This is a genomic window from Microbacterium sp. SS28, from assembly GCF_022761035.1.
Lineage (GTDB): Bacteria > Actinomycetota > Actinomycetes > Actinomycetales > Microbacteriaceae > Microbacterium.
Window position 1 is genome coordinate 455,997 of the sequence record NZ_JAKWJP010000001.1, and the last position, 23,137, is coordinate 479,133.

The following is a 23,137-nucleotide window of genomic DNA, read 5'->3' on the forward strand; positions in this document are numbered from 1 at the left end:
TCACCCGTGACCCGCGCCGCGTCGAGGTCAGGAGGCCAGGACCTCGTCGAGGACGACGCCGGCCTGCTCTTCGTCCGTCTTCTCGGCGAGCGCGAGCTCGGAGATGAGGATCTGACGGGCCTTCGCGAGCATGCGCTTCTCGCCCGCCGAGAGTCCGCGGTCCTGATCGCGGCGCCACAGGTCGCGGACGACCTCGCTCACCTTGATGACATCACCGGAAGCGAGCTTCTCGAGGTTCGCCTTGTAGCGACGCGACCAGTTGGTCGGCTCCTCCGTGAAGGGCGCGCGAAGCACCTCGAAGACGCGCTCGAGCCCCTCTTTGCCGATCACATCGCGGACCCCCACGAGATCGACGTTGTCAGCCGGGACCTCGATGGTCAGATCGCCTTGAGTGACGCGGAGCTTGAGGTAGACCTTTTCTTCGCCCTTGATTACTCGAGTCTTCACTTCTGCGATCGTCGCCGCCCCATGGTGCGGGTAAACGACCGTCTCGCCAACCTCAAAAAGCATGCAGTTATGTCCTTTCGGCAACCTCCAGGATACCACAGGCGACATACGCTAAGGTTCGCCGCCCACCCTCGCGGCGACACACCCGCGACACGCTGACCCTCTAGACTGCAGGGGATGTCTGCATCCGTCCCAGGAGGATCCGTGATTTCGATACACCGCCCCGCCGGGTCGGCGCTCAATCCGAGGAAACCGCGCCTCATCGCGTCGCTCGCCCTCGGCGCCGTCGTCCTTCTCGGGACGACCGGCTGCGCCATGCTCTCGACGCAGGCGACGACGCTGCCGTACTCGCCCGCCGATGGGGTCAACGTGCCCGACTCGGGGCCGCTCGAGGTGCGCAACGCGCTGCTCGTCACGAACGAGGAGGGCGAGGACGCCAACTTCCTCGCCGCGATCATCAACTCGTCCGACGAGACGCAGACCCTGCACCTCGAGTTCGGCGAGGAGAACCCCATCGAAGAGACCGTGCGCGTGCCCGCGCACACGACGGTGAGCCTCGGCGTGACCGAGGACGCACTCCTCATCGAAGGGATCGACGCGCCCGCCGGCTCGGACGTCCTCGTGTACTTCCAGTCCGGTGACGCCGAAGGCGTCCAGGTCGCCGTGCCCGTCCTCGACGGCGCACTCGACTACCTCGCGCCGTTCGTGCCCTGAGCACCGGCGACGCCGCGAAGCGCCCCTCGACTCCACGAGTCGAGGGGCGCTTCGCGTTCGGGGGTCTCAGCCCTCGAAGCGGTAGCCGAGGCCGCGCACGGTCACGAGCATCTCGGGCTCGCCGGGATTCTCCTCGATGCGCGAGCGGATGCGCTTGATGTGCACATCGAGCGTCTTGGTGTCGCCGAAGTAGTCGGTGCCCCACACGCGGTCGATCAGCTGGCCGCGGGTGAGAACGCGACCGGCGTTGCGCATGAGCACCTCGAGCAGCTCGAATTCCTTGAGGGGCATGCTGATCTCGCCGCCCGCGACGGCCACGGTGTGGCGGTCGATGTCGAGCGTCACGCGGCCGCCGGTCAGGACCCGGTCGTCGAGGTCCGCCTCGACCGACGAGAGACGACGCAGCACGGCACGCATGCGGGCGAGCAGCTCGCGCGCGGAGTAGGGCTTGGTCACGTAGTCATCGGCGCCCAGCTCGAGCCCCACGACGATGTCGACCTCGGAGTCCTTGGCCGTCAGCATGATGATCGGCACGTTGGAGACGGTCCGCAGCTGCCGGCACACCTCGGTGCCCGGCATCCCCGGCAGCATGAGGTCGAGCAGCACGATGTCGGTGCCGCGCTCGCGGAACGCCGTGAGCGCGGACGGGCCGTCTTCGGCGATCTCGACCTCGTGGCCTTCGCGGCGCAGCAGGTAGGCGAGAGGGTCGGCGAGGTCGGGCTCGTCCTCGACGATCAAGACGCGGGTCATGGGGTGTCTCCGTTCACAGGGGCAGGGATCGTGGTCGCCGGACGCGGCGTCGCGGCCTTCGCACGACTCTTCTTACGCTTCTTGCGCGGCGGCTCGGGGACGGGGCCCTCGACCAGCGGTAACCGGATGGTGAAGGTCGAGCCGCGGCCGGGACGCGACCACAGGGTCACCTCGCCGCCGTGGCGCTGCACGGCGTGCTTGACGATCGACAGGCCGAGCCCCGTTCCGCCCGTGCGGCGCGAGCGCGCCTGATCCGCGCGGTAGAAGCGCTCGAACACGCGCGCCTGCTCGCCCTCGGGGATGCCGATCCCGCGGTCGGTCACGGCGATCTCGACGATGTCGCCGACCGCCTTGACGCCCACCCCGACGGTCGAGCCGCTCGGCGAGTAGGCGATCGCGTTGACGACGAGGTTGCCGACGGCCTCGCTGAGGATCTGCGCATCGCCGCGGACGTAGAGGCCGCGGGCGCCGCCGCGCGTGATCGAGACGCCCGCGGAGTCGGCGGGGATGACGTGCGCGTCGATCGCCGAGGCGACGACCTCGTCGACCGAGACCTCGCGCTCGTCGGAGAACTCGTCGGCCGCCTGCAGGCGCGACAGGCTCATGATGCGCGACGTGAGCTGGGCCAGGCGCGCCGCCTCGGCCAGGAGCCGCGCCGCGAACACCCGCACCTGGGCGGGGTCGTCGGCAGCCGACTCGATCGCTTCGGCGAGAAGGCTCACGGCGCCCACCGGGGTCTTGATCTCGTGGCTCGTGTTGGCCACGAAGTCGCGCCGCATCTGCTCGACGCGCTCCTTCTCGGTGATGTCGCGCAGCACGAGGAACGAGAAGCGCGTCGAGATGCGGGTCGCCCGCACGACGACGAGCCGCGGCTCGGCGGGCGGCGCGCCGCGGCGCAGCCGCAGGGTGGATGTCGCGGCGGACTCCCCCGCCCGCGCACGGCGGGCGACGGCCTTGAGCTCGTCGCCTGGAAGGACGTACCCCTCCACGAGGCCGAACGGCGCCGCGAGGTTCGACGCTGCGACGACCGTGAACGACGCGTCGACGACGGCGGCCGCGTCATCCATCCCGTGCAGAACCTGCGCGACGCCCTCGGGGACGATGGCCGTCGTCTCGGACTGCAGCCGGTCGCGGGCGCGCAGCGACGCCATGATGACCGCAGTGACGAGGCCCCCGATAATCGCCCCCAGGAGCAGGGCGAGCAGCGCGAGCTGCGTCGTTTCCATGCTCTCCAGAGTAGAGGGGCGGCTGCTGCCGCAATCGGCCGTCCGGGGCTGCCCGCGGGGAGGGACGGCTACTATTCACTCTCGCGGCACCGTTCGTTAACCTTCGCTGACGACAATCGCCGAGGCTGCCCGAGCCAGGGCCATGCATAGGAAAGAGGTGTCGGATGCGCGAGGTATTCCACCAGTCCCTCGAGGACGTCCAGGATCGGCTCGTCGAGATCTCCGAGCTCGTGACGACCGCGATCGAGAAGGCGACGCGCGCCTTCGGCACGAGCGACGTCGCGCTCGCCGAGGAGGTCATCGAGGCCGACGCCGTCATCGACGAGAAGGCGATCGCCCTCGACGAGATCGCGATCGAGATCCTCGCCCGTCAGCAGCCGGTCGCCCGCGACCTGCGGATCGTCGTGAGCGCTCTGCGCATCAGCGCGTCGCTCGAGCGAATGGGCGACATCGCCGAGCACATCGCTCAGCTGACGCGAATGCGCTTCCCTGAGCGGGCGATCCCGCGAGGACTCAAGAGCACGTTCACCCAGATGGGTCAGCTCGACGTCGAGGTGGCGCGCAAGCTCACCGAGCTGCTGCGCACGCAGGACCTCGAGATCGCCGAGCAGCTGCGCAACGACGACGACAAGATCGACGACCTGCACGTCTCGGTGTTCGAGAAGGTCCTCTCGGACAGCTGGCAGGGCGAGACCGCCGCGACCGTCGACGCGACCCTCGCGAGCCGCTACCACGAGCGCTTCGCCGACCACGCCGTGTCGATCTCGAAGAAGGTCACCTACCTCGCGACGGGCGACTGGACGACCGACAGCGACGACACGTTCGTCGCTCCCGCCCCGGGAGCAGCCACGACGCTGTAACCGGCTCCGCGCGGAGAGCGCGAAAGACCAGAAGAGCGGATGCCCCGGGGGGAGCATCCGCTCTTCTTCTCGTTCGGATCAGCGCACGATCGCGGCTCGCGTCATTTCTTGGCGCCCTGCGCCGCAACGGCGGCGGCACCCGCGGCGGCCGCCTCGGGGTCGAGGTACTCCCCCGGTCCGAGCGGCATGAAGTCCTCGCCGAGGCGATAGACGAGCGGGATGCCGGTGGGGATGTTGAGCTCCGAGATGTCGGCGTCGCTGATGCCGTCGAGGTGCTTCACAAGGCCCCGCAAGGAGTTTCCGTGCGCCGTCACGAGGACGGTCTTGCCCGCCGCGAGGTCGGGCTTGATGTCGCTCTCCCAGTAGGGCAGGAAGCGGTCGATGACGAGCGAAAGCGACTCGGTGCGCGGGATCTCGCCGTCGATGCCGACGTAGCGCGGATCGTTCACCTGGCTGAACTCGGAGTCGTCGTCGAGGACGGGCGGCGGCACGTCGAACGAACGACGCCAGAGCATGAACTGCTCCTGGCCGAACTCGGCGAGGGTCTGGGCCTTGTCCTTGCCCTGCAGCGCACCGTAGTGGCGCTCGTTGAGCCGCCACGTGCGCTTGACGGGGATCCACAGGCGGTCGGCGGCGTCGAGGGCGAGGTTCGCGGTCTGGATGGCGCGGCTGAGCACCGAGGTGTGCAGGACGTCCGGGAGCAGCCCCGACTCGGCGAGCAGCTCGCCGCCGCGCGTGGCTTCGGCCCGGCCCTTCTCCGAGAGCCGGACGTCGACCCATCCGGTGAAGAGGTTGAGTTCGTTCCATTCGCTCTGGCCGTGGCGAAGCAGGATCAGCGTGTAGGGCGCGGTCATGCTCGCCATGATACCGAGACCGGGATGTCGCGCACGGCCTGGCATCATGGGCTCATGGCGACCCGGCGATCCCCCGTCGGCCAGGTCACGCGGGGAACGACGGGAACGAACCGGCTGCGTCGCGTCGACCGCTGGATCGCGCGGCATCCGGCACTGCGCGGCGCCGCCGATCCGCTCGTCGTCGATCTCGGCTACGGAGCGAGCGGCGTGACGGCGCTCGAGCTGCACGCCCGCCTCGCGCGCGCCCGCCCCGATGTCGAGGTGCTGGGGCTCGAGATCGAACCGGCGCGCGTGGAGCGGGCGCGTGAGCAGCTCGCGGCGGTGCGGGCCGGCACGACGGGGTTCGATCCCGGCGCACGGGTCTCGTTCGGCCTCGGTGGCTTCGAAGTGCCGATCGCGGGCGGGCGGCGGCCCGCCGTCATCCGCGCGATGAACGTCCTGCGCCAGTACCAGGAGGCGGAGGTCGCCGACGCGTGGGGCCGCATGTGCGACCGGCTCGCGCCCGGTGGAATCCTCGTCGAGGGCACGTGCGACGAGCTCGGGCGCATCATGACGTGGATCGTCGTGGGCCCCGACGCCGCGCCCCGCACGCTCTCGGTCTCGCTGCGGCTCGCGGAGCTGGAGCGTCCCGCCATCGCGGCGGAGCGGCTCCCGAAGGCCCTCATCCACCGCAACGTCCCCGGCGAGGGCGTGCACGCCTTCCTCGCGGCGCTGGACGCCGAATGGGACCGCGCCGCAGCCGTCGCCCCGTTCGGCCCTGTGCACCGCTGGGAGACGGCTCTGGCCGCGCTCTCGGCGGCCGGCTGGCCGCTGCAGGCCCGAGCGCGATGGCGGCTCGGCGAGGTCACCCTGCCCTGGAGCGCCGTCGCCCCCGCGACGTGACGTTCAGATCCGCGGGATCGCGGCGCGCGCCTCGGCCGGCGTGAGCCCCGTCGCGGTGAGCAGATCGACCACGAGCGGGCGCAGCGCCGCCACGAGGTTCTGATCGCCGAGCGACGCGTCCGGCAGCACGTCGGCCGGGTCGAGGCGCCGTGCGACGGCGTAGAGCGCCTCGCGGGCGGCGGGCTGCAGCGCGATGTCCTCGAGCGAGTCGGAGACGACGGATGCCGCGCGCATGACCTCGGCGAGCAGCTCGGCGGGAACGGGCCGCGCGCGGCCGTCGTCGCACACGTAGACGACGCGCCGCGCGATGACCCGCAGGTTGCGGACGGCGAGGTCGAGCGAGGCGCGCACGCGCTCGTGCCGCTGCAGCTCGGCGCGCTGACGGCGCAGGAACGGCGAGATGCGCGCGATCGCGATCCCCGATTCGAGCGAGGATCGCCAGTGGTCGGCGAGTGGCGTGAGCGCACGGGCCTTCTCGAGTCCGCGCTCCGCGCGCAGGCGATCGCCGCGACGGAGCGCCTGCGCGAGGGTCGCGGCTGCGGCGTCGAGCGCCGCGAAGAGCGCCCTCGCGTCGCGCAGCTCGGTCTTCAGCGGATTGCGCGGGATGAACGCCGTGACGATGAGCGCGGCGATGCCGCCGATGATCCCGTCGTAGACACGCAGGAACGGCGCAGGCGACGGGATCGCCATGACGATGAGCGATTGGATCGCCGCCGCGATCGCGAATCCCGCCTGCGGCGAGAGGAAGCGCGCCACGACCAGTGTCACGCCGAGCGCGAGTCCGATCTGCCACCACCCCGTGCCCGCGACGAGCAGCAGCAGCTCGGCGACGACGATGCCCACGAGCATCCCGAGCACCGTCTCGAGCACGCCGCGCGGCCTCGCGTCGCGCACGAGTCCCAGACTGCCGACCGTGACGGTCGCCGCGAGCAGCGGGCTCGGGTGACCCAACACGCCATGCGCGAACGCATAGGCGGCCGTCGCCGCGACGACGATCTGCAGGATCGGGATGCCGGATGCCGACACCCTCGCGAACGCCGGACGGGGGTCGATCCGCCTTCGCCAGCCGGTCGGGACGGCCTGTGTCACGGGCCCGCTCGCCGGCCGCGAGATCATTTCGCCTGCGCGCGCCGCGACAGTCGCGGAAGACGAGGTACGCCGGCGGTGGCTCCGGCCTCTGGCGGGACGATGACCTCCTGCGCCGCGGCGACGGGGCCCTCTTCCGTGTCGACGACGAGGGGTGCGTCCACGGGGGTGGATCGCCGCACGATCGCGAGCGCGATCGGGCCCTCTTCGAAGTGCTGCGCGACCGAGGTGATCGTGCCGACGACATCCTCGCCGGCGCGGACCTGCTCGCCGGCCGCGGGCAGCAGACTCTCGGAGCCGTCGAGGGCGAGCGCGACGAGGCGACGCGGCGGATGACCGAGGTTGTGCACCTTGGCGACCGTCTCCTGGCCGCGGTAGCAGCCCTTGCTGAGGTGCACGGCGGTGCGCAGCCAGTCCAGCTCGTGCGGGATCGCGCGGTCGTCGACCTCGTTCGACCAGCGCGGGCGCCAGGCCGCGACGCGCAGCGCGTCGGTCGCGATGAGACCCGCGAGGGCGATGTCGCCGCGGGCGGCGGCATCCGCGATCCGCTGCTCTTCGGCGCGCGTGACGATAGCCTCGCTCCAGTCGCGATCGGCGCCCGGATGCGGGTCGGCGAACGCGTAGCCGTGGCCTCCCGCCGAGACGCCGGGCCAGGGGTCGCGCCACACGACCGGCACGCCGGCCGGGGCGGTCGCCTCGACCGCGTCGAGCGCCTGCGCGGTGCCGCCGATGACGGCGAACTCGTCGCTCGCATCGCGCGGGGCGACGCGGAGCCGGAACCGCATGCGCAGGAGCCAGGCGAGCAGAGCGTCGGCATCGCCTGCGTCGGCGATGAGCCACGTCGTCTCGCCGTCGTCGAGGACGGACGCCGCGTGCTCGATGCGACCGTGCGGATCGAGCACGAGCAGCTCGGTGCTCTCACCCGGGGCGAGGGCCGTGAGCGCCTGCGACGTCAGGGAGTCGAGCCACGAGAGCCGGTCCTCGCCCGATACGGCGAGGACGCGACGGTCGCCGAGCGGCGCGACGGCGGAGCCCACGGCGAGCGCGCGCTGCTCGGTGAAGGGGTTGCCCACGTGCAGGAGTCCCCGCCCGTCGATGACGGCGCCGGGCACGAGTGCGAAGCCGGCGGTCATCAGTCGGCCCTCGCGAGGCGTGCCGATGCGTGCGAGGCGAGCTCGCTGCCGAGGGCGGCGATGTCCCACGCCCACAGCAGGTGCTGGTCCACGAGGCCGTACAGCCGGGTGGCCGCCGCGTAGGGCTTGGCGCCGGCGGTGCGCACGACGGCATCCGTCGCGATGTCGATGCGCGGGCCGCGCACCTGCCCCAGGTACAGCTCGCTCACGCCGTCGGAATGGATGATCGACGCCTCGATGTCGAAGCCGCCCTCGGCGTTGCGCAGCAGCTCGACGTCGTCGGCGGTGCGCTCGAGGGGCGCTGCGGTCGCGGGAAGCAGCCCCGGCCCGACGTCGGCGGCGCCCGCGGGGCGCGAGAGGCGCCAGAAGCCGACCTCCGACACGAGCGGGGTGCGCTCCGACTCGCCGAGCAGCCACGCGCTCGCGGAGTAGTTCAGGTACGGGCCGCCGTCATGGCTGAAGCTCACGCGGTGCGCGAACTCGCCTTCGAAGCGGTGACCGGATGCCTCGTAGTCGATGACCCCGGTGCCTTCCCACACGCCCACGAGCCACGAGAGCGGCACGAGGTCGGCGGGCAGATCGGTCGGCAGCTCCAGCACGGCGCGCCGATCTTCAGCGCTGGCCGCGGTACAGGTTCTTGACGACGACGCCCGAGACGAAGACGATCGCGAGCGACGCGAGAGCGAGAAGCCCCACGAAGAAGAGTTCGAGCGCGAGCAGATCCATATCGTCAGTCTAGTCAGGAACCGGGACCCGAGCCCCGCGACGCTACCCCGGGACGATCGAGGCGAGACCGAACCCGAGGCTGATGACACCCAGGACGATGAGGGCGCCGAGGATGCTGATCGCCACGCGGCGGATGTAGCCCTGCGAGCGTCCGTACGCCAGCTGGACGGCGAACGCGAGGATCAGGGTGCCGCCCAGGGCGACGACGAGCCATGCCGCGCGCCAGTCGGCGGGCACGAAGAGGCCGATCGCGACGCCGATGACGGCCGCCACGACCCAGACGGTCACGATGCCGCCGGTGGTGCGGCGCGGCGCAAGCGCGGGTGCTGCCATGGCTCCATTGTGGCGCACGCGACGCGCCCTGCGCCGACTCGTTCGATACGCGGTGGCCGCGAGGCCCCTAAACTGGGTTCTCACGCCGCGTCCGGCCGCGTCGGGAGGTTCACTTTTGGCACAGCTCCTCGTCCTGAGTTCCGCTCAAGGAGGCGGCCCCGTCCTGCCCTCGCTCGAGCTCCTCAGCCATCGAGTGCGCCAGATCCCCGCCGAGCCGGCGCAGCTGGTCAACGCGCCGAGCGCCGACGTCATCTTCGTCGACGCGCGCATCGACCTCGTCGGCGCCAAGTCGCTGTGCAAGATCCTCAACACGACAGGCCTCGACGCGCCGCTCGTCCTGGTCGTGACCGAGGGCGGACTCACCGCCGTGTCCACCGACTGGGGCATCGACGACGTCATCCTCGTGACGGCCGGTCCCGCCGAGGTCGACGCCCGCGTGCGCCTCGCGATCGGACGCATGTCGAAGGAGCAGGTCTCGACGCGCATCCAGACGTCGGGGATCACGATCGACGAGTCCTCCTACTCCGCGAAGGTGCACGGCAAGCCCCTCGACCTCACCTACAAGGAGTTCCAGCTCCTGCACTTCTTCGCGACGCACCCCTCGCGCGTCTTCACCCGCGAGCAGCTGCTGAGCGAAGTGTGGGGCTACGACTACTTCGGCGGCACGCGAACGGTCGACGTGCACGTGCGGCGCCTGCGCGCCAAGCTCGGCGACCTCGAGCAGCTGATCGGCACTGTCCGCAACGTCGGCTACCGCTTCAACGTCTACGAAGACGATCAGCTGCCGGCACCGTCGTCGCACTCCCCCGCATAGCAGGACGAACGCGCAGCGCGAGGTTCCTGCGCAGGCGCCCGCGCGTGCCTGCGGGCCCGCGTTGACGGCTGGTTCACACACTCGTCACGTCCCCCTGCAATGATGAGGGGATGATCGAACACGAGGTGCTCGACGCCGGGCTCGGCGACGCGGATGACGATGACTTCGACCAGTCCGAGGCGTTCGACTCGCAGCTTCCCGACCACCGCTATCTCGACCGCGAGCTGAGCTGGCTCGCGTTCAACCAGCGGGTGCTCGAGCTGGCAGAGGATCCCCGCCTTCCGGCGCTCGAACGGGCCAACTTCCTCGCGATCTTCGCGAGCAACCTCGACGAGTTCTTCATGGTGCGCGTCGCGGGTCTCAAGCGCCGCATCCTCACGGGCCTCGCGGTGCCCACCAACATCGGCCGGTCTCCTCAGGACGTCCTGGCCGACATCTCGGCCGACGCCCACAGTCTGCAGGTGCGGCACGCGAGCGTGTGGACGCAGGACGTCAAGCCCGTGCTCGCGGAAGCCGGCATCGAGGTCATCGACTGGGACGCCCTCACCGATGACGAGCGATCGCGCCTCTACGAGTACTTCCAGGCGCAGGTCTTCCCCGTCCTGATGCCGCTCGCCGTCGACCCCGCGCACCCCTTCCCGTACATCTCGGGCCTCTCGCTCAACCTCGCGATCCGCATCCGCAACGCCCGGACGGGTCGTCAGGAGTTCGCGCGCCTCAAGGTGCCGCCCATGCTCCCGCGCTTCGTCCAGGTCTCGCGCGAGGGCGACTCGGTGCGGTATCTGCCGCTCGAGTACCTCATCTCGAACAACCTCGGCGATATGTTCCCGGGCATGGAGATCCTCGATCACCACACCTTCCGCCTCACGCGCAACGAAGACGTCGCGATCGAGGAGGACGAGACCGAGAATCTCATCCAGGCGCTCGAGGCCGAGCTGCTGCGGCGCAGGTTCGGACCGCCCATCCGCCTCGAGGTCACCGAGGACATGGACGACCTCACCCTCGACCTGCTCATCAAAGAGCTCACGATCACGGACCAGGAGGTCTATCGCCTCCCCGGGCCGCTCGATCTGCGCGGCCTCTTCGACCTCGCGCGGATCGACCGCCCCGAGCTGCGGTTCGCGCCGCACGTGCCGACGACCGCCGTGGCCTTCCAGCCGGGTGAGCAGAACGGCCGACCCGACCTGTTCGGCGCGATCCGCAAGGCCGATGTGCTCGTGCACCACCCGTACGAGTCGTTCGCGACGAGTGTTCAGGCCTTCCTCGAACAGGCTGCGAAGGACCCGCACGTCCTCGCCATCAAGCAGACGCTCTACCGCACGTCGGGCGACAGCCCCATCGTGCAGGCGCTGATCGACGCCGCCGAAGCGGGCAAGCAGGTGCTCGCGCTCGTCGAGGTGAAGGCGCGGTTCGACGAGGCGGCCAACATCGTGTGGGCGCGCAAGCTCGAGAAGGCCGGCGTCCACGTCGTCTACGGGCTCGTCGGGCTCAAGACGCACTGCAAGCTCGCCCTCGTCATCCGCGAGGAGGACGGCGTGCTCAAGCACTACAGCCACGTCGGCACGGGCAACTACAATCCCAAGACGAGCCGCATCTACGAGGACTTCGGCCTCTTCACGGTGGACGACCAGGTCGGCCGCGACCTCACGCGCCTTTTCAACGAGCTCAGCGGCTACGCGATCGAGAAGAAGTTCAAGCGGCTCCTCGTGGCGCCCCTGCACCTTCGCAAGGGCCTCCTGCGACTCATCGACCGCGAGCGGCGCAACGCGCTGGACGGCAAGCCGGCGCGCATCCGCATCAAGGTCAACTCGATGGTCGACGAGCAGATCATCGATGCGCTCTACCGGGCGAGCCAGGCGGGCGTGCCCGTCGAGGTGTGGGTGCGCGGGATCTGCTCGCTCAAGCCGGGCGTCGAGGGCATGAGCGAGAACATCACGGTGCGCAGCATCCTGGGCCGCTATCTGGAGCACTCGCGGATCTTCGCGTTCGAGAACGGCGGCAGCCCCGAGGTGTACATCGGAAGCGCAGACATGATGCACCGCAACCTCGACCGCCGCGTCGAAGCGCTCGTGCGGGTCGTCGCACCGCACCACGTGAAGGAGCTCGTCGAACTGTTCGCGCTGGCGATGGCCGACACCACGAGCTCGTGGTGGCTCGGCGCGGACGGCGAGTGGACGCGGCACAGCGTCGGCGACGACGGCAAGGCGCTCGTCGACATCCAGGACCGCACGATGAGCAGCGTGCAGAGGCGGCGGCGCGCACGGGCGGTCCGATGACCGAAACCGCTGTCTACGCGGCGGGCGGCGTCATCTGGCGCCTCGTCGAGAGCAAGATCAAGGTGCTGCTGATCCATCGGACGGCGTACCGCGACATCACCCTGCCCAAGGGCAAGGTCGACCCGGGCGAGACGCTCGCCGAGACCGCCGTGCGCGAGATCTTCGAAGAGACAGGAATCCGCGTGAGCCTCGGGGTGCCTGTCGGAGTCTCGCGCTACCACATGCCCAACAAGCGGCAGAAGATCGTGCACTACTGGTCGGCGCACGCGACGGATGCCGCGATCCGCTCGTCTGCGTTCGTGCCCAATCGCGAGATCGCCGCGATCGAATGGGTCTCGCCCAAGAAGGCGCTCAAGCGCCTGAGCTATCCCGTCGACGTCGAGATCCTCGAGAACTTCCTGCGCTTCGTCGAAGACGGCGTGCTCGAGACCTTCCCCCTCATCGTGCTGCGCCACGCCAAGGCGCTGACCCGCGAGGAGTGGAAGGGGAAGGATGCCGCGCGCCCGCTGTCTCCCCGAGGTCGCAAGCAGGCGGGCGCAGCCGTAGGGCAGCTCCTCGCGTTCGGACCGCACACGATCGTCTCGTCGCCCGCCGTGCGCTGCGTCAAGACCGTCGTCCCACTCTCGGCGGCGACGGGGCGGCGCATCGAGCGGACCACGCTCATCAGTCAGGACGCGTGGGAGGAGGGCGGCTCGGACGCCCGGCGGATCGTCGGCGAGCGCGTGCGCGCGCGTCGGCCCGCCGTGCTCTGCAGTCACGGCCCGGTGCTGCCCGACATCCTGAGCGAGATTGCGCTCGCGACAGGGACGCTGCGCGGCTCGTACCTCGGCAGCGCCTCGGCGCTCGACACCGGCGCGTTCTCTGTCGTGCACCTCTCGGCGACCAACCCCGGGTCGGGGATCGTGGCGATCGAGACGCACGAGCCGAAGGTTTAGCCGACTCGGGTCAATGCGAGCGAAGCCCGCGTTGACGCGAGGCGGCTGAAGGTTGAGTAGCCCGCGCGAAGCGCGAGCGTATCGAAACATACCGAGCCCGGCTCGCGCCGAGGTCGTACCAGAGCCACTTCTCCGAGGTCTCACATGTTGGACGGCATCAGGATCGCGTGGCGCGACATCCCCGAGGGCTCGCCGCGCCGCGACACCGCGTGGCGCCTCCTGCGCGAGCTGCTGCCGGACGGCGCCGAGCTCACGAACCCCTGCCCGCGCTGCGGCGGATCGCACGGGCCGGTCCGCGTCTCGGGCGCACCGGCCGTCGTCAGCGTCACCTACGCGGGCCCCCTCGCGATCGTCGCGGTCGCCGACACCGGCGCGGTGACGGCGATCGGCATCGACGCCGAGCCGGTCGAGGATGCACGGCGGGATGCCGCGGGCCTTGCCGGCGTGCTCGGGGCCGGCGCGGCATCCGTCCGCTCCTGGACGAGGGTCGAAGCGGCGCTCAAGGCGGACGGACGGGGGCTGCGCGTGGATCCCGCGTCGGTCCGGGTGCGCGAGCACGACACGCGGTGGACCGCCGTCGTGCCGGGCGCGGAGCATCTTCAGGGCTGGGACGCCGAGGGGCCGGAGGGCTTCGTCGTGAGCGTCGCGGTGCGTGTCAGTGCAGCGGCGGCACCGCAGCCCGATCGAGCCACGCGTCCAGCAGGGCCGTCTGCGGCGACCCCGTGACGTCCTCGATGCACTGGCGGAAGTCGACGGTCGAGACGAGGCCGTGCCTGTGCTGCAGGGCCCAGCGCCGCAGGACCGCGAAGAACTGGTCGTCGCCGAGCCGTCGGCGCAGCGCGTGCAGCGTCAGCGCACCCCGCTTGTAGACGCGGTCGTCGAACATGTCGTCGGGTCCGGGGTCGCCGAGAAGAAGGTCCTGCGGAAGGCGCTGGAGGCGCGCATGCTGCCCCGCGGCGAGGGTGTCGGCGCTCGGACCGCCCGCAGCCTCGGACCACAGCCACTCGGCGTAGCAGGCGAAGCCCTCGTTGAGCCAGATGTCGCGCCAGTGCGCGACGCCGACGCTGTTGCCGAACCACTGGTGCGCGAGCTCGTGGGCGACGAGCCGCTCGGAGTCGGGATCGAGGTGGTTCGAGCCGAAGACGGCCAGCCCCTGCGCCTCGAGCGGGATCTCGAGGGCATCGGAGGTGACGACGATCGTGCAGTGGTCCTGCGGATAGGGGCCGAAGGCCTCCTCGAAGACGGCCAGCATGCGCGGCACGTCGCGGAAGGCGTTGCGCACGCGGGGCGCGAGCGCCGGCGGATGCACGATCCGGGCAGGGCCGAGCGCGAACTCGGTGTAGCGGCCGATGTGCACGGCGGCGAGGTACGTAGCGACGGGGAGATCGGTTGCGAACTCCCAGCGGGTGCGCCCCCCGACGCGCTGCGGAGGCGCCGCGACACCCGTCGCCGCGACGCGGTAGCCCTCGTCGGTCGTGACGGCGATCCGGTAGCGCGCGCGGTCGTCGGGCCGGTCGTTGCACGGGAACCACGTCGGTGCGCCGGTGGGCTGCGAGGCGACGAGGGCGCCGTCGTCGAGCTCTTCCCACCCGATCGTCCCCCACCGCGAGCGCCGCGGACCGGGCGCGCCCGCGTACTGCACCTCGATCGAGAACGCCTCGCCCGCGACGAGCGGACGCGGCGGGATGATGCGGAGCTTGCGCGGGCCGAGCTGCATCGTCGTCCGAGGGTCGCCGTCGATGCGGGCACGCGTCGCGCGCAGGCCCACGAGGTCGAGGGAGATCGAGCGCGTGTCGACCGCGGCGACCGCGTTGATGATCGCGCGCCCCTGCAGCCGGTTGGTGCGCACGCGGTACTGCAGGTCGAGGTCGTACGACTCGACGTCGAACGTGAGATCGCCGCTCTGCGGGGCGTAGTGGTCGTGCTCCCTCACGATGTCGACTGGTAGGCGCGCACCTTGACCGCGCGCCAGGGTCCGATGGGGTTGCCGCTCCAGCGCGAGCCGACCGGGACGGTCTCGCCGCGCATCACGAGGGACGCGGGGCCGACCGTCGCGTGCGCGCCGATCGCGGCGGCGGGGAGGATGACGCTGTGCGGACCGAGGGTCGCCCCCTCTTCGAGTTCGACGGTGTCCATGCTCATGATCCGATCATGGAACAGGTGAGTCTGCACGACGCACCCGCGGTTGACGGTGGATCCGTCGCCCAGCTTCACGAGGTCGGGCTCGGGGAGCCAGTAGCTGTCGCACCAGACGCCCCTGCCGATCGTCGCGCCGAGGGCCCGCAGCCACACGGCGAGGGCGGGCGTGCCCGCCGCACCGCGGGCGAACCACGGCGCCGCGACCATCTCGGTGAAGGTGTCCGACACCTCGGTGCGCCACACGAAGCTCGACCACAGGGGCTGCTCGCCGGCGTGGATGGGACCCACGATGAGCCATTTCGCCGCGACCGAGACTCCCGCGGCGAGAGCGCCTGCTGCGAGCATCACGAGTCCGGAGAGCAGCAGCGTCCAGATCGGCCCGAGCCACGCGAGGAGGCCCGCGAACGCGAACAGGACGAGCAGCCCGATCGCGCACGTCACGAAGACGGGGAGGAGGCGGCACAGCTCCCACAGGGCGCGGGCGAGGCGGAGGCGCGCCGGCGGGTTGTAGGTGCGGCTGTCATCGCCCTCGGCCGAGATGCGGCGCAGCCGGACGGCCGGCGAGCCGAGCCACGATGACCCCGGCTTCGCCTTGGCGGGCGCAGAGGAGAGCACGGCGACGAGGCCGTCCCGCGGGACGCGGTGGCCGGGACCCGCCATGCCCGAGTTGCCCAGGAAGGCGCGCTTGCCGATGCGCACGGCGCCGATGCGGAGCCATCCGCCGTGCAGCTCGTAGGACGCGACCATCGTGTCGTCGGCGAGGAACGCGCCGTCTTCGATGCGGGTCAGCGACGGGATGAGCAGCACCGTCGACGCCTCGACGTCGCGGCCGACCTCCGCGCCGAGGAGGCGCAGCCAGACGGGCGTGAAGAGGCTCGAATAGAGCGGGAAGAGGATCGTCCGCGACGAGTCGAGCAGGCGCTCGATCGTCCAGGCCTGCCACCCGATGCGGCTGCGCACGGCATGCGTGCCCTCGTGCAGGTTGATCGACATCAGCCGCACGAGCACGAGCACGGCGACGGCGAACGTGAGCCCGACCGTGAGAGTCGCGGGGATGAGCCACACGAACGCCGCGCCGAGCGCCGAGGCGAGGTCACCAGCTCCCCGGATGCCCTGGACGATGACGAGGCCACCCATCGCGAAGGCCGCGATGGGGAGCAGCCCCAGCACAAGCGCAGACGCGGCGTACGCCCACAGCCACCGCGTGCGGACGGGCGGCCGTGTTTCGGGCCAGTCGCTCGCGACGCCGCCCACGCGCTCGGCGGGCGAGCCGGCCCACGACTGGTCGGCGCGCACGCGCCCGAAGACGGCCGAGCCGGGCGCGATGTGCGCGCGCTCGTCGATGCGGGTGCCCGGCGCGAGGGTGCTGCGCGTGCCCACCGTCGCATCGTCGCCGACGCGGACGGGCCCGACGCGCAGCAGGTCGCCGTCGATCCAGTAGCCCGCGAGGTCGACCTCGGGTTCGATCGATGCACCGTCGCCGACCTCGAGCATGCCGGTGATGGGCGGGAGCGTGTGCATGTCGACGTTGCGGCCGATCTTGGCGCCGAGCGCCCGCGCGTAGTACGTGATCCACGGAGCGCCGGCGAGGCCGACGGCGTCGATCTGGTCGGCGATCTGCTCGGCGAGCCACAGCCGCAGGTGCACCTGCCCGCCGCGCGGGTAGTCGCCCGGTCGCAGTCCCGCCAGGAGGAGGCGAGCGGATGCCGCGGCCACCGTCATGCGTCCGAACGGCGTCGCGAACACGAGGAGGCCGATGACGAGGAGCCACCACGGTGCGGTCGGCAGCGCCTCGAAGCCGGGGACGAAGCTCAGGATCGTGCCGGCCGTCACCATGTACAGGAGCCAGCGGACGCCCGACAGGATGAACAGCGGAACCGTCGCGAGCGTCTGGATCCACTGCGTCGTGCGCGGGGTCGGCGTCGGTCGGTGGAAGTCCGATACGTCCTCGTCGGGGAGGAAGGGACCGAGCGCCTTCGCCATGGCGCCGAGGCGCGGGACGTCGTAGATGTCCGCGACCGAGAACTCCGGCACGCGGGCGCGGATGCGGGACACGAGCTGCGCCGCCGAGAGCGAGCCGCCGCCGAGGTCGAAGAAGTCGGCCTTGCGGTCGGGGACGGGGATGCCGAGCACGGCGTGCCACTGCTCCGCGAGCCACGCCTCGGCGGGGCTCAGCCCCGCGATCGGCACCTCGACGCCGGGGAGTGGCCACGGGAGGGCGGCGCGGTCGACCTTGCCGGACGTGCGGACCGGCAGCTCGGGCATGACGGCGAGCAGCGGCACGACCGCCGCGGGGAGCACTTCGGCGAGCTGGGCGCGCGCCGCTGCGCGGTCGAACTCCCCCTCGACGACGAGATAGCCGACCAGCACGGGCACTCCGGCCTCGGTCGTGCGCACCGCCGCCGTCGCCGCCGTGACGCCGTCGAGGTCTCCGAGCGCGGACTCGACCTCGCCGAGCTCGATGCGCCGGCCGCCGACTTTGACCTGGTCGTCGGCGCGGCCCTGGAAGACGAGCCCCTCGCGCTCGAAGCGCACGAGGTCGCCCGAGCGGTACGCCCGGTCCCAGCCGAGCGTCGGCATCGGCGCGTACTTCTCGAGGTCCTTCGCGGGGTCGAGGTACCGCGCGAGCCCGACGCCGCCGATGATGAGCTCGCCGACGTCGCCCTCGGCGACCGGCTCGCCCTCGGCGTCGACGACGGCGAGCGACCACCCGTCGAGCGGAAGGCCGATCCGCACCGGGATCGTGCCGTCGAGCGGAGCTGCGCACGCGACGACCGTCGCCTCGGTCGGCCCGTACGTGTTCCACACTTCGCGACCGTCGGCTGCGAGGCGCGCGGCGAGCTCGGGCGGGCACGCCTCGCCGCCGAAGATGAGCAGGCGGACGTTCTCGATGGCGTCGCCCGGCCACATCGCCGCGAGCGTCGGAACCGTCGAGACGACGGTGATCGACTGGCGGATGAGCCACGGCGCGAGGTCCTCACCCGACCGCACAAGCGAGCGCGGCGCGGGGACGAGGCATCCGCCGTGCCGCCACGCGAGCCACATCTCTTCGCACGATGCGTCGAAGGCCACCGACAGCCCCGCGAGCACACGGTCGCCCGGCCCGACCGGAGCATCCTGCAGGAAGATCCGCGCCTCGGCGTCGACGAATGCGGCCGCCGACCGGTGCGAGACGGCGACCCCCTTGGGAACGCCGGTAGAGCCGGACGTGAAGATGATCCACGCGTCGTCGTCGACCGTCGGCGGCGGAACCGCCTGGATCGCGTGGGTGTCGGGGTGCGGAGCAGGACCGTCGAAGAGTGCGGTCCCCACGCCCACTCCAGGCGTCGCCGGCGCGCCGCCCGGAGCCTCCGGGCGCGTGGGCCCGTCCGGGGCGGGCGTCGTGTCGTCGCGGGGCGTGTACTCCCCCAACCCCGTGATGACGCCCTTCACCTTCGCTTCCCCGAACACGAGGCGCGCGCGCTCGTCGGGGTCGTCGGCGTCGACGGGGACGTACGCGGCGCCGGCGGCGAGAATGCCGAGGATCGAGAGGTAGAGCTCCTTCGAGCCCGAGACGACGCGCACGCCGACGCGATCGCCGCGCCGCACGCCCGCGTCGTGCAGGCGCGCGGCGGTCCGACCGACACGAGCCATGAGCTCGCGATAGCTCAGCGCGCCCGAGCCGTCGTCGATCGCGGATGCTTCGGGATGCCGCGCCGTCGTGTCGCGGAGGATGTCGATGAGTGTGCGAGGCGCCGGTGCCTGCGCTGTCCGGTCCAGAGCGCTCTGGGTGGCCGCGGCGCCCACGTCAGGAAAGGAGCTCGATGAGCTGCGCCTTCGAGAGACGCGAGTAGCCCGTCCGGCCGGCGTCGCGGGCGCGCTCGCGCAACGCCGCGACGGTGAGGGTGTCGAGCGCCGGGACGGGCACTGCCTGCGTACGGGGGCGCCGAGCGCGGGGACGCGCGGGAGCGGCAGGCTCGGCGGCGGATTCTGCCGCCGGCTCGGGCGCGGGGGCGACGGGCTCGAGCGAGATGACCGCCTCGAGGGTCGCGGGCTCCGGCTGCGCGGGCTCGGTCGGCGCGACGAGCCCGGCGAGCTCGGGCGCGGGGGTCAGCTGCGTACGACGGACGCTCACGGGCTTCGCGGCGCGCGGGGCGGCATCCCGCTTCCTGCCCTTCTTCTTCTGTGCAGCGGCCTTCGCGGCAGCCTTCTTGGCCGCCTTCTTCTCGGCAGCCTTCCGTTCGGCGGCCGCCTTCTTCGCCTTCTCGGCAGCCTTCCTCTGCTGGCGCGCGAGCGCGGACTCGGTCGCCGTCACGGCGCGTGCGGACGCCTTGTCGGCGGCCTTCGCGATCTTCTCGGGGCGCTTGCGGATCGCCTTCTTCGACACGTCGGCAGCATCCTTCGCGGCGTCGGCGAACGCTCGGAGCTTCTTGGCGGGCTTGGCGGGAAGCGTCTTCGCCACCTGCTTCGCGAACTTCGCCGCGGCAGCGGCATCCTGCACGGCGGCGATCGCCTTGCGCTCGGTCTTGGTGCTCTGGGACATAGGCAGAACCATATCGGGCCCATGTGAAACGACCCTCCGACCGGCCGTCCCACGCCTCCATTCGCGAGCATGGACGTCCCCGTCGCGTTAACCTTCCGTTCACCGCGGACGCCCAGACTGTTAGGAGTCGGTGTTTACCGTCAGGTCGAACCCTGCACCGGGTTCCACTCCCTGACACCCGAAGGATCCACACAGTGAAGATCTCCCGCATCGCCCAGCTGGGCGCTGTCGCCGCCATCGCGGCCCTCACGCTCGCCGGATGCGCCTCGAACGAGGGCGGCACCGCGAGCAGCCCCGCCGCCGACGCTCCCGCCGGTCTCTCGGGCACGCTCAACGGCTCGGGTGCGACCTCGCAGCAGGTCGCTGTCCAGGCCTGGACCGCCGAGTTCCAGACCGCCAACCCCGACGTCACCGTCAACTACGACCCGCAGGGCTCGGGCACGGGCCGCGAGTCCTTCCAGTCCGGCGCCGTCGGCTTCGCGGGCTCGGACCGCGCGTTCAAGCTCGATGAGATCGAGGCAGGGCCGTTCGACGCGTGCGTCGAGGGCACGGACATCGTCGAGATCCCCGCCTACGTCTCGCCCATCGCGATCGCGTTCAACCTCGAGGGCATCGACTCCCTCGACCTCGACCCCGCGACGATCGCCGGCATCTTCGCCGGCACGATCACCAACTGGAACGACCCGGCGATCGCCGCGACGAACGACGGCGTCGAGCTGCCCGACCTCGCGATCTCGCCCGTCCACCGCTCCGACAAGTCGGGCACGACGGCCAACTTCACCGACTACCTCGCGCAGACCGCTGACACGGTCTGGACCTACGGCTCGGTCGAGGAGTGGCCGATCCAGGGTGGCGAGGCCGCACAGGGCACGTCGGGCGTCGTCAACGCGATCAAGGGCGGCAACGGCACGATCGGCTACGCCGACCACTCGCAGACGACCGACCTGTCGACCGTCTCCGTCCAGGTCGGCGACGAGTGGGTCGAGCCGTCCGCCGAAGGCGCCGCCATCGCGCTCGACGCCTCGCCGCTCGAGGAGGGTCGCGCGTCGACCGACCTCGCGTACACGATCGACCGCACCACGACCGAGGCGGGCGCCTACCCCGTGCTCCTCGTGAGCTACCTCATCGGCTGCACCGAGTACGCCGACCCCGCCGCCGGCGCGCTCGTGAAGGGCTTCTTCTCGACCGCCATCAGCGACGCGGGACAGCAGACGGCCGCTGAGAACGCCGGCAGCGCGCCCATCTCGGCCGAGCTCGCCGCCCAGGCGCAGGCCGCGGTCGACGCGATCAAGTAAACACGGACCGTCTCGGCCCCGGATCACCGCACGGCGATCCGGGGCCGAATGCCGGACAAGACCCCTTTCACCCGAACAAGGACGGATGACATGACAGCCGCCCCCGCCGAGGCGAAGATCGAGGCCAAGAAGCGCCCCGGTGACATCTGGTTCTCGGGCACGGCTCTGGCTGCCGGCTCGATGATCCTGGCCACCCTCGCGGCCGTCGCGATCTTCCTCATCATCCAGTCGGTCCCCGCCATCGGAGCGACCGCCGAGGACGCCTCGCTGCTGACCACGAACTTCTGGGACTACGTGTGGCCCCTGCTGTTCGGCACGATCTGGGCGGCTCTTCTGGCCCTCCTCCTCGCGGTGCCGCTCTCGCTCGGCGTCGCGCTCTTCATCACCCACTACGCGCCCCGCCGCATCGCGCAGGGCCTCGGCTACGTCGTGGATCTGCTCGCGGCGGTGCCGTCGGTCGTCTTCGGCCTGTGGGGCATCCTCGTGCTCGCCCCGGCCGTCCAGCCCGTCTACACGTGGCTCAACGCCAACATGGGCTGGTTCCCCCTCTTCGCAGGCGACGTGTCGGCCACGGGCCGCACGATCTTCACGGCATCCATCGTCCTCGCCGTCATGGTCGTCCCGATCATCACCGCGATCTGCCGCGAGATCTTCCTGCAGACGCCCGTCCTCCACGAGGAGGCGGCACTCGCGCTCGGCGCGACGCGCTGGGAGATGATCCGCATGGCCGTGCTGCCGTTCGGCCGCAGCGGCATCGTCTCCGCCTCGATGCTGGGCCTCGGCCGCGCACTCGGCGAGACGATGGCCGTCGCCATGGTGCTCTCGGCGACCGGCACCGTGACCTTCCAGCTCTTCACCTCGACCAACCCGTCGACGATCGCGGCGAACATCGCGCTCACGTTCCCCGAGGCCTACGGCACCAACATCAACGTGCTGATCGCGACGGGCCTCATCCTGTTCGTCGTGACCTTCGCGGTCAACTTCATCGCCCGGTGGATCGTCAACCGCCGCAAGGAATTCTCGGGGGCCAACTGATGACCATCACCGCCACGCCTCCGCGCCCCGTGGTCGCCACGACCCGGTCCAAGCTCACGACGGGCCACCTTCCGACCTGGACCGTCTGGGGCATCCTCGCCGGCTCGCTCCTCGCGATGCTCGCCGTCTTCGGCATCATCGCCGTCGGCGGCGAGGAGCCGCTCAACATCGCGGGCTGGCTCGTCTCGGGCGCCGTCCTGTACCTCGTGCTGATCTTCACGATCTCGGCCATCGTCGAGAGCCGCCGCAAGGCCGTCGACCGTCTCGTGACGGGCGTCGTCGCGTCGGCCTTCGCGATCGCGATGGTGCCGCTCGTCTCGGTCGCCTGGACCGTCGTGGTCAACGGAATCGCCCGCTTCGACGCCGAGTTCTTCTCGTCGTCGATGCGCAACGTCGTCGGCGAGGGCGGCGGTGTGCTCCACGCCATCGTCGGCACCGTGCTCATCACGGGCATGGCGGCGCTCATCTCGATCCCGATCGGCCTCATGGCCGCGATCTACCTCGTGGAGTACGGCGAGGGCAAGCGTCTCGGGCGCGGCATCACGTTCCTCGTCGACGTCATGACCGGCATCCCGTCGATCGTCGCGGGTCTGTTCGCGTACGCGCTGTTCGCGCTGTTCTTCGGCCCCGGCATCCGGATGGGCTTCATGGGCTCCATCGCCCTGTCGGTCCTGATGATCCCCGTCGTCGTGCGCTCGACGGAGGAGATGCTGCGGCTCGTGCCGAACGAGCTCCGTGAGGCGTCGTACGCCCTCGGCGTGCCGAAGTGGCGCACGATCGTCAAGGTCGTGCTGCCCACCTCGATCGCCGGCATCACGACGGGCATCATGCTCTCGATCTCGCGCGTCATCGGCGAGACCGCGCCGCTGCTCATCACGGCGGGCTTCACGAACAGCATGAACTACGACCTCTTCAGCGGTCGCATGCAGACGCTCCCCGTCTTCACCTACACGGAGTACGCCAACCAGGGCATCCCGCCCGAGGCGTACACCGACCGCGCGTGGGCCGCCGCCCTGACGCTCATCCTCATCGTCATGGTCCTGAACCTCGTCGCCCGCCTCGTGGCGAAGGTGTTCTCGCCGAAGACCGGCCGCTGACCTCCTCACCCGA

The 23,137-nt window shown here is 70.9% G+C and carries 21 protein-coding genes; 10 read left to right on the forward strand and 11 right to left on the reverse strand.

What is annotated here, in order from left to right:
* Positions 1-27 precede the first annotated feature (27 nt).
* Complete coding sequence (locus MJ607_RS02070; RefSeq protein ID WP_141883814.1) at positions 28-510, reverse strand: CarD family transcriptional regulator; 483 nt, start codon at positions 508-510, stop codon at positions 28-30.
* A gap of 141 nt (positions 511-651) precedes the next feature.
* Between MJ607_RS02070 and MJ607_RS02075 the strand changes: the two genes are divergently transcribed.
* A complete protein-coding gene (locus MJ607_RS02075; protein WP_243073884.1) occupies positions 652-1,161 on the forward strand; it encodes a DNA modification methylase in 510 nt (169 codons plus the stop codon).
* 66 nt (positions 1,162-1,227) lie between these two features.
* Here the strand turns inward: MJ607_RS02075 and MJ607_RS02080 are convergent, their stop codons facing one another.
* Positions 1,228-1,911 (reverse strand): response regulator transcription factor, encoded by a 684-nt coding sequence (locus MJ607_RS02080; protein ID WP_243073885.1) that lies wholly within the window; start codon positions 1,909-1,911, stop codon positions 1,228-1,230.
* On the reverse strand, positions 1,908-3,137 hold the full coding sequence (locus MJ607_RS02085) for a cell wall metabolism sensor histidine kinase WalK (RefSeq protein WP_243073886.1): 1,230 nt from the start codon (positions 3,135-3,137) through the stop codon (positions 1,908-1,910). Before MJ607_RS02085 ends, MJ607_RS02080 begins: the two co-directional genes overlap by 4 nt.
* A gap of 164 nt (positions 3,138-3,301) precedes the next feature.
* Here MJ607_RS02085 and phoU point away from each other — a divergent pair, with 164 nt between their 5' ends.
* Positions 3,302-3,997 (forward strand): phosphate signaling complex protein PhoU, encoded by a 696-nt coding sequence (gene phoU / locus MJ607_RS02090; protein WP_243073887.1) that lies wholly within the window; start codon positions 3,302-3,304, stop codon positions 3,995-3,997.
* A gap of 101 nt (positions 3,998-4,098) precedes the next feature.
* Here the strand turns inward: phoU and MJ607_RS02095 are convergent, their stop codons facing one another.
* Positions 4,099-4,851, reverse strand: coding sequence for a phosphoglyceromutase (locus MJ607_RS02095; protein WP_243073888.1), 753 nt, complete (start codon positions 4,849-4,851; stop codon positions 4,099-4,101).
* Between the two features lie 54 nt (positions 4,852-4,905).
* Here MJ607_RS02095 and MJ607_RS02100 point away from each other — a divergent pair, with 54 nt between their 5' ends.
* Entirely contained in the window at positions 4,906-5,733 is an 828-nt protein-coding gene (locus tag MJ607_RS02100) for a class I SAM-dependent methyltransferase (RefSeq protein ID WP_243073889.1), read from the forward strand.
* Positions 5,734-5,736: 3 nt separating this feature from the next.
* Here the strand turns inward: MJ607_RS02100 and MJ607_RS02105 are convergent, their stop codons facing one another.
* The 4 genes from MJ607_RS02105 to MJ607_RS02120 form a co-directional block, all read right to left on the reverse strand.
* Entirely contained in the window at positions 5,737-6,822 is a 1,086-nt protein-coding gene (locus MJ607_RS02105; protein ID WP_243073890.1) for an aromatic acid exporter family protein, read from the reverse strand.
* A gap of 23 nt (positions 6,823-6,845) precedes the next feature.
* On the reverse strand, positions 6,846-7,952 hold the full coding sequence (locus MJ607_RS02110; protein WP_243073891.1) for a folate-binding protein YgfZ: 1,107 nt from the start codon (positions 7,950-7,952) through the stop codon (positions 6,846-6,848).
* Positions 7,952-8,551, reverse strand: coding sequence for an FABP family protein (locus tag MJ607_RS02115; protein WP_243073892.1), 600 nt, complete (start codon positions 8,549-8,551; stop codon positions 7,952-7,954). The genes MJ607_RS02110 and MJ607_RS02115 overlap by 1 nt, the downstream gene beginning before the upstream one ends.
* Before the next feature lie 169 nt (positions 8,552-8,720).
* On the reverse strand, positions 8,721-9,011 hold the full coding sequence (locus MJ607_RS02120) for a hypothetical protein (protein ID WP_243073893.1): 291 nt from the start codon (positions 9,009-9,011) through the stop codon (positions 8,721-8,723).
* A gap of 115 nt (positions 9,012-9,126) precedes the next feature.
* Between MJ607_RS02120 and MJ607_RS02125 the strand changes: the two genes are divergently transcribed.
* The 4 genes from MJ607_RS02125 to MJ607_RS02140 all read left to right on the forward strand — a co-directional run bounded on the left by MJ607_RS02125 (position 9,127) and on the right by MJ607_RS02140 (position 13,762).
* A complete protein-coding gene (locus tag MJ607_RS02125) occupies positions 9,127-9,825 on the forward strand; it encodes a response regulator transcription factor (protein ID WP_243073894.1) in 699 nt (232 codons plus the stop codon).
* Between the two features lie 110 nt (positions 9,826-9,935).
* Positions 9,936-12,101, forward strand: coding sequence for an RNA degradosome polyphosphate kinase (locus MJ607_RS02130; protein ID WP_243073895.1), 2,166 nt, complete (start codon positions 9,936-9,938; stop codon positions 12,099-12,101).
* On the forward strand, positions 12,098-13,036 hold the full coding sequence (locus MJ607_RS02135; protein ID WP_243073896.1) for an NUDIX hydrolase: 939 nt from the start codon (positions 12,098-12,100) through the stop codon (positions 13,034-13,036). Before MJ607_RS02130 ends, MJ607_RS02135 begins: the two co-directional genes overlap by 4 nt.
* 144 nt (positions 13,037-13,180) lie before the next feature.
* Positions 13,181-13,762 carry a chemotaxis protein CheY gene (locus tag MJ607_RS02140; protein WP_243073897.1) on the forward strand — a complete coding sequence of 194 codons (582 nt, stop codon included), beginning with the start codon at positions 13,181-13,183 and terminating at the stop codon, positions 13,760-13,762.
* On the opposite strand, the gene MJ607_RS02145 is transcribed toward MJ607_RS02140, so the two are convergent.
* The 3 genes from MJ607_RS02145 to MJ607_RS19840 are packed head-to-tail and all read right to left on the reverse strand — an operon-like array spanning position 13,692 to position 19,697.
* A complete protein-coding gene (locus MJ607_RS02145; protein ID WP_243073898.1) occupies positions 13,692-14,969 on the reverse strand; it encodes a M1 family metallopeptidase in 1,278 nt (425 codons plus the stop codon). The genes MJ607_RS02140 and MJ607_RS02145 overlap by 71 nt on opposite strands.
* Entirely contained in the window at positions 14,966-18,961 is a 3,996-nt protein-coding gene (locus MJ607_RS02150) for a Pls/PosA family non-ribosomal peptide synthetase (RefSeq protein ID WP_243073899.1), read from the reverse strand. The genes MJ607_RS02145 and MJ607_RS02150 overlap by 4 nt, the downstream gene beginning before the upstream one ends.
* Before the next feature lies 1 nt (position 18,962).
* Entirely contained in the window at positions 18,963-19,697 is a 735-nt protein-coding gene (locus MJ607_RS19840; RefSeq protein ID WP_279234275.1) for a hypothetical protein, read from the reverse strand.
* A gap of 194 nt (positions 19,698-19,891) precedes the next feature.
* On the opposite strand from MJ607_RS19840, the gene pstS reads away from it, so the two are divergent.
* The 3 genes from pstS to pstA all read left to right on the forward strand — a co-directional run bounded on the left by pstS (position 19,892) and on the right by pstA (position 23,124).
* The gene (pstS, locus tag MJ607_RS02160; protein ID WP_243073900.1) at positions 19,892-20,992 is read left to right on the forward strand and encodes a phosphate ABC transporter substrate-binding protein PstS; all 1,101 of its coding nucleotides are present in this window, start codon (positions 19,892-19,894) and stop codon (positions 20,990-20,992) included.
* Positions 20,993-21,082: 90 nt separating this feature from the next.
* Entirely contained in the window at positions 21,083-22,027 is a 945-nt protein-coding gene (pstC, locus tag MJ607_RS02165) for a phosphate ABC transporter permease subunit PstC (protein WP_243073901.1), read from the forward strand.
* Positions 22,027-23,124, forward strand: coding sequence for a phosphate ABC transporter permease PstA (pstA, locus tag MJ607_RS02170; RefSeq protein ID WP_243073902.1), 1,098 nt, complete (start codon positions 22,027-22,029; stop codon positions 23,122-23,124). Before pstC ends, pstA begins: the two co-directional genes overlap by 1 nt.
* The last annotated feature ends 13 nt before the right edge of the window (positions 23,125-23,137 follow it).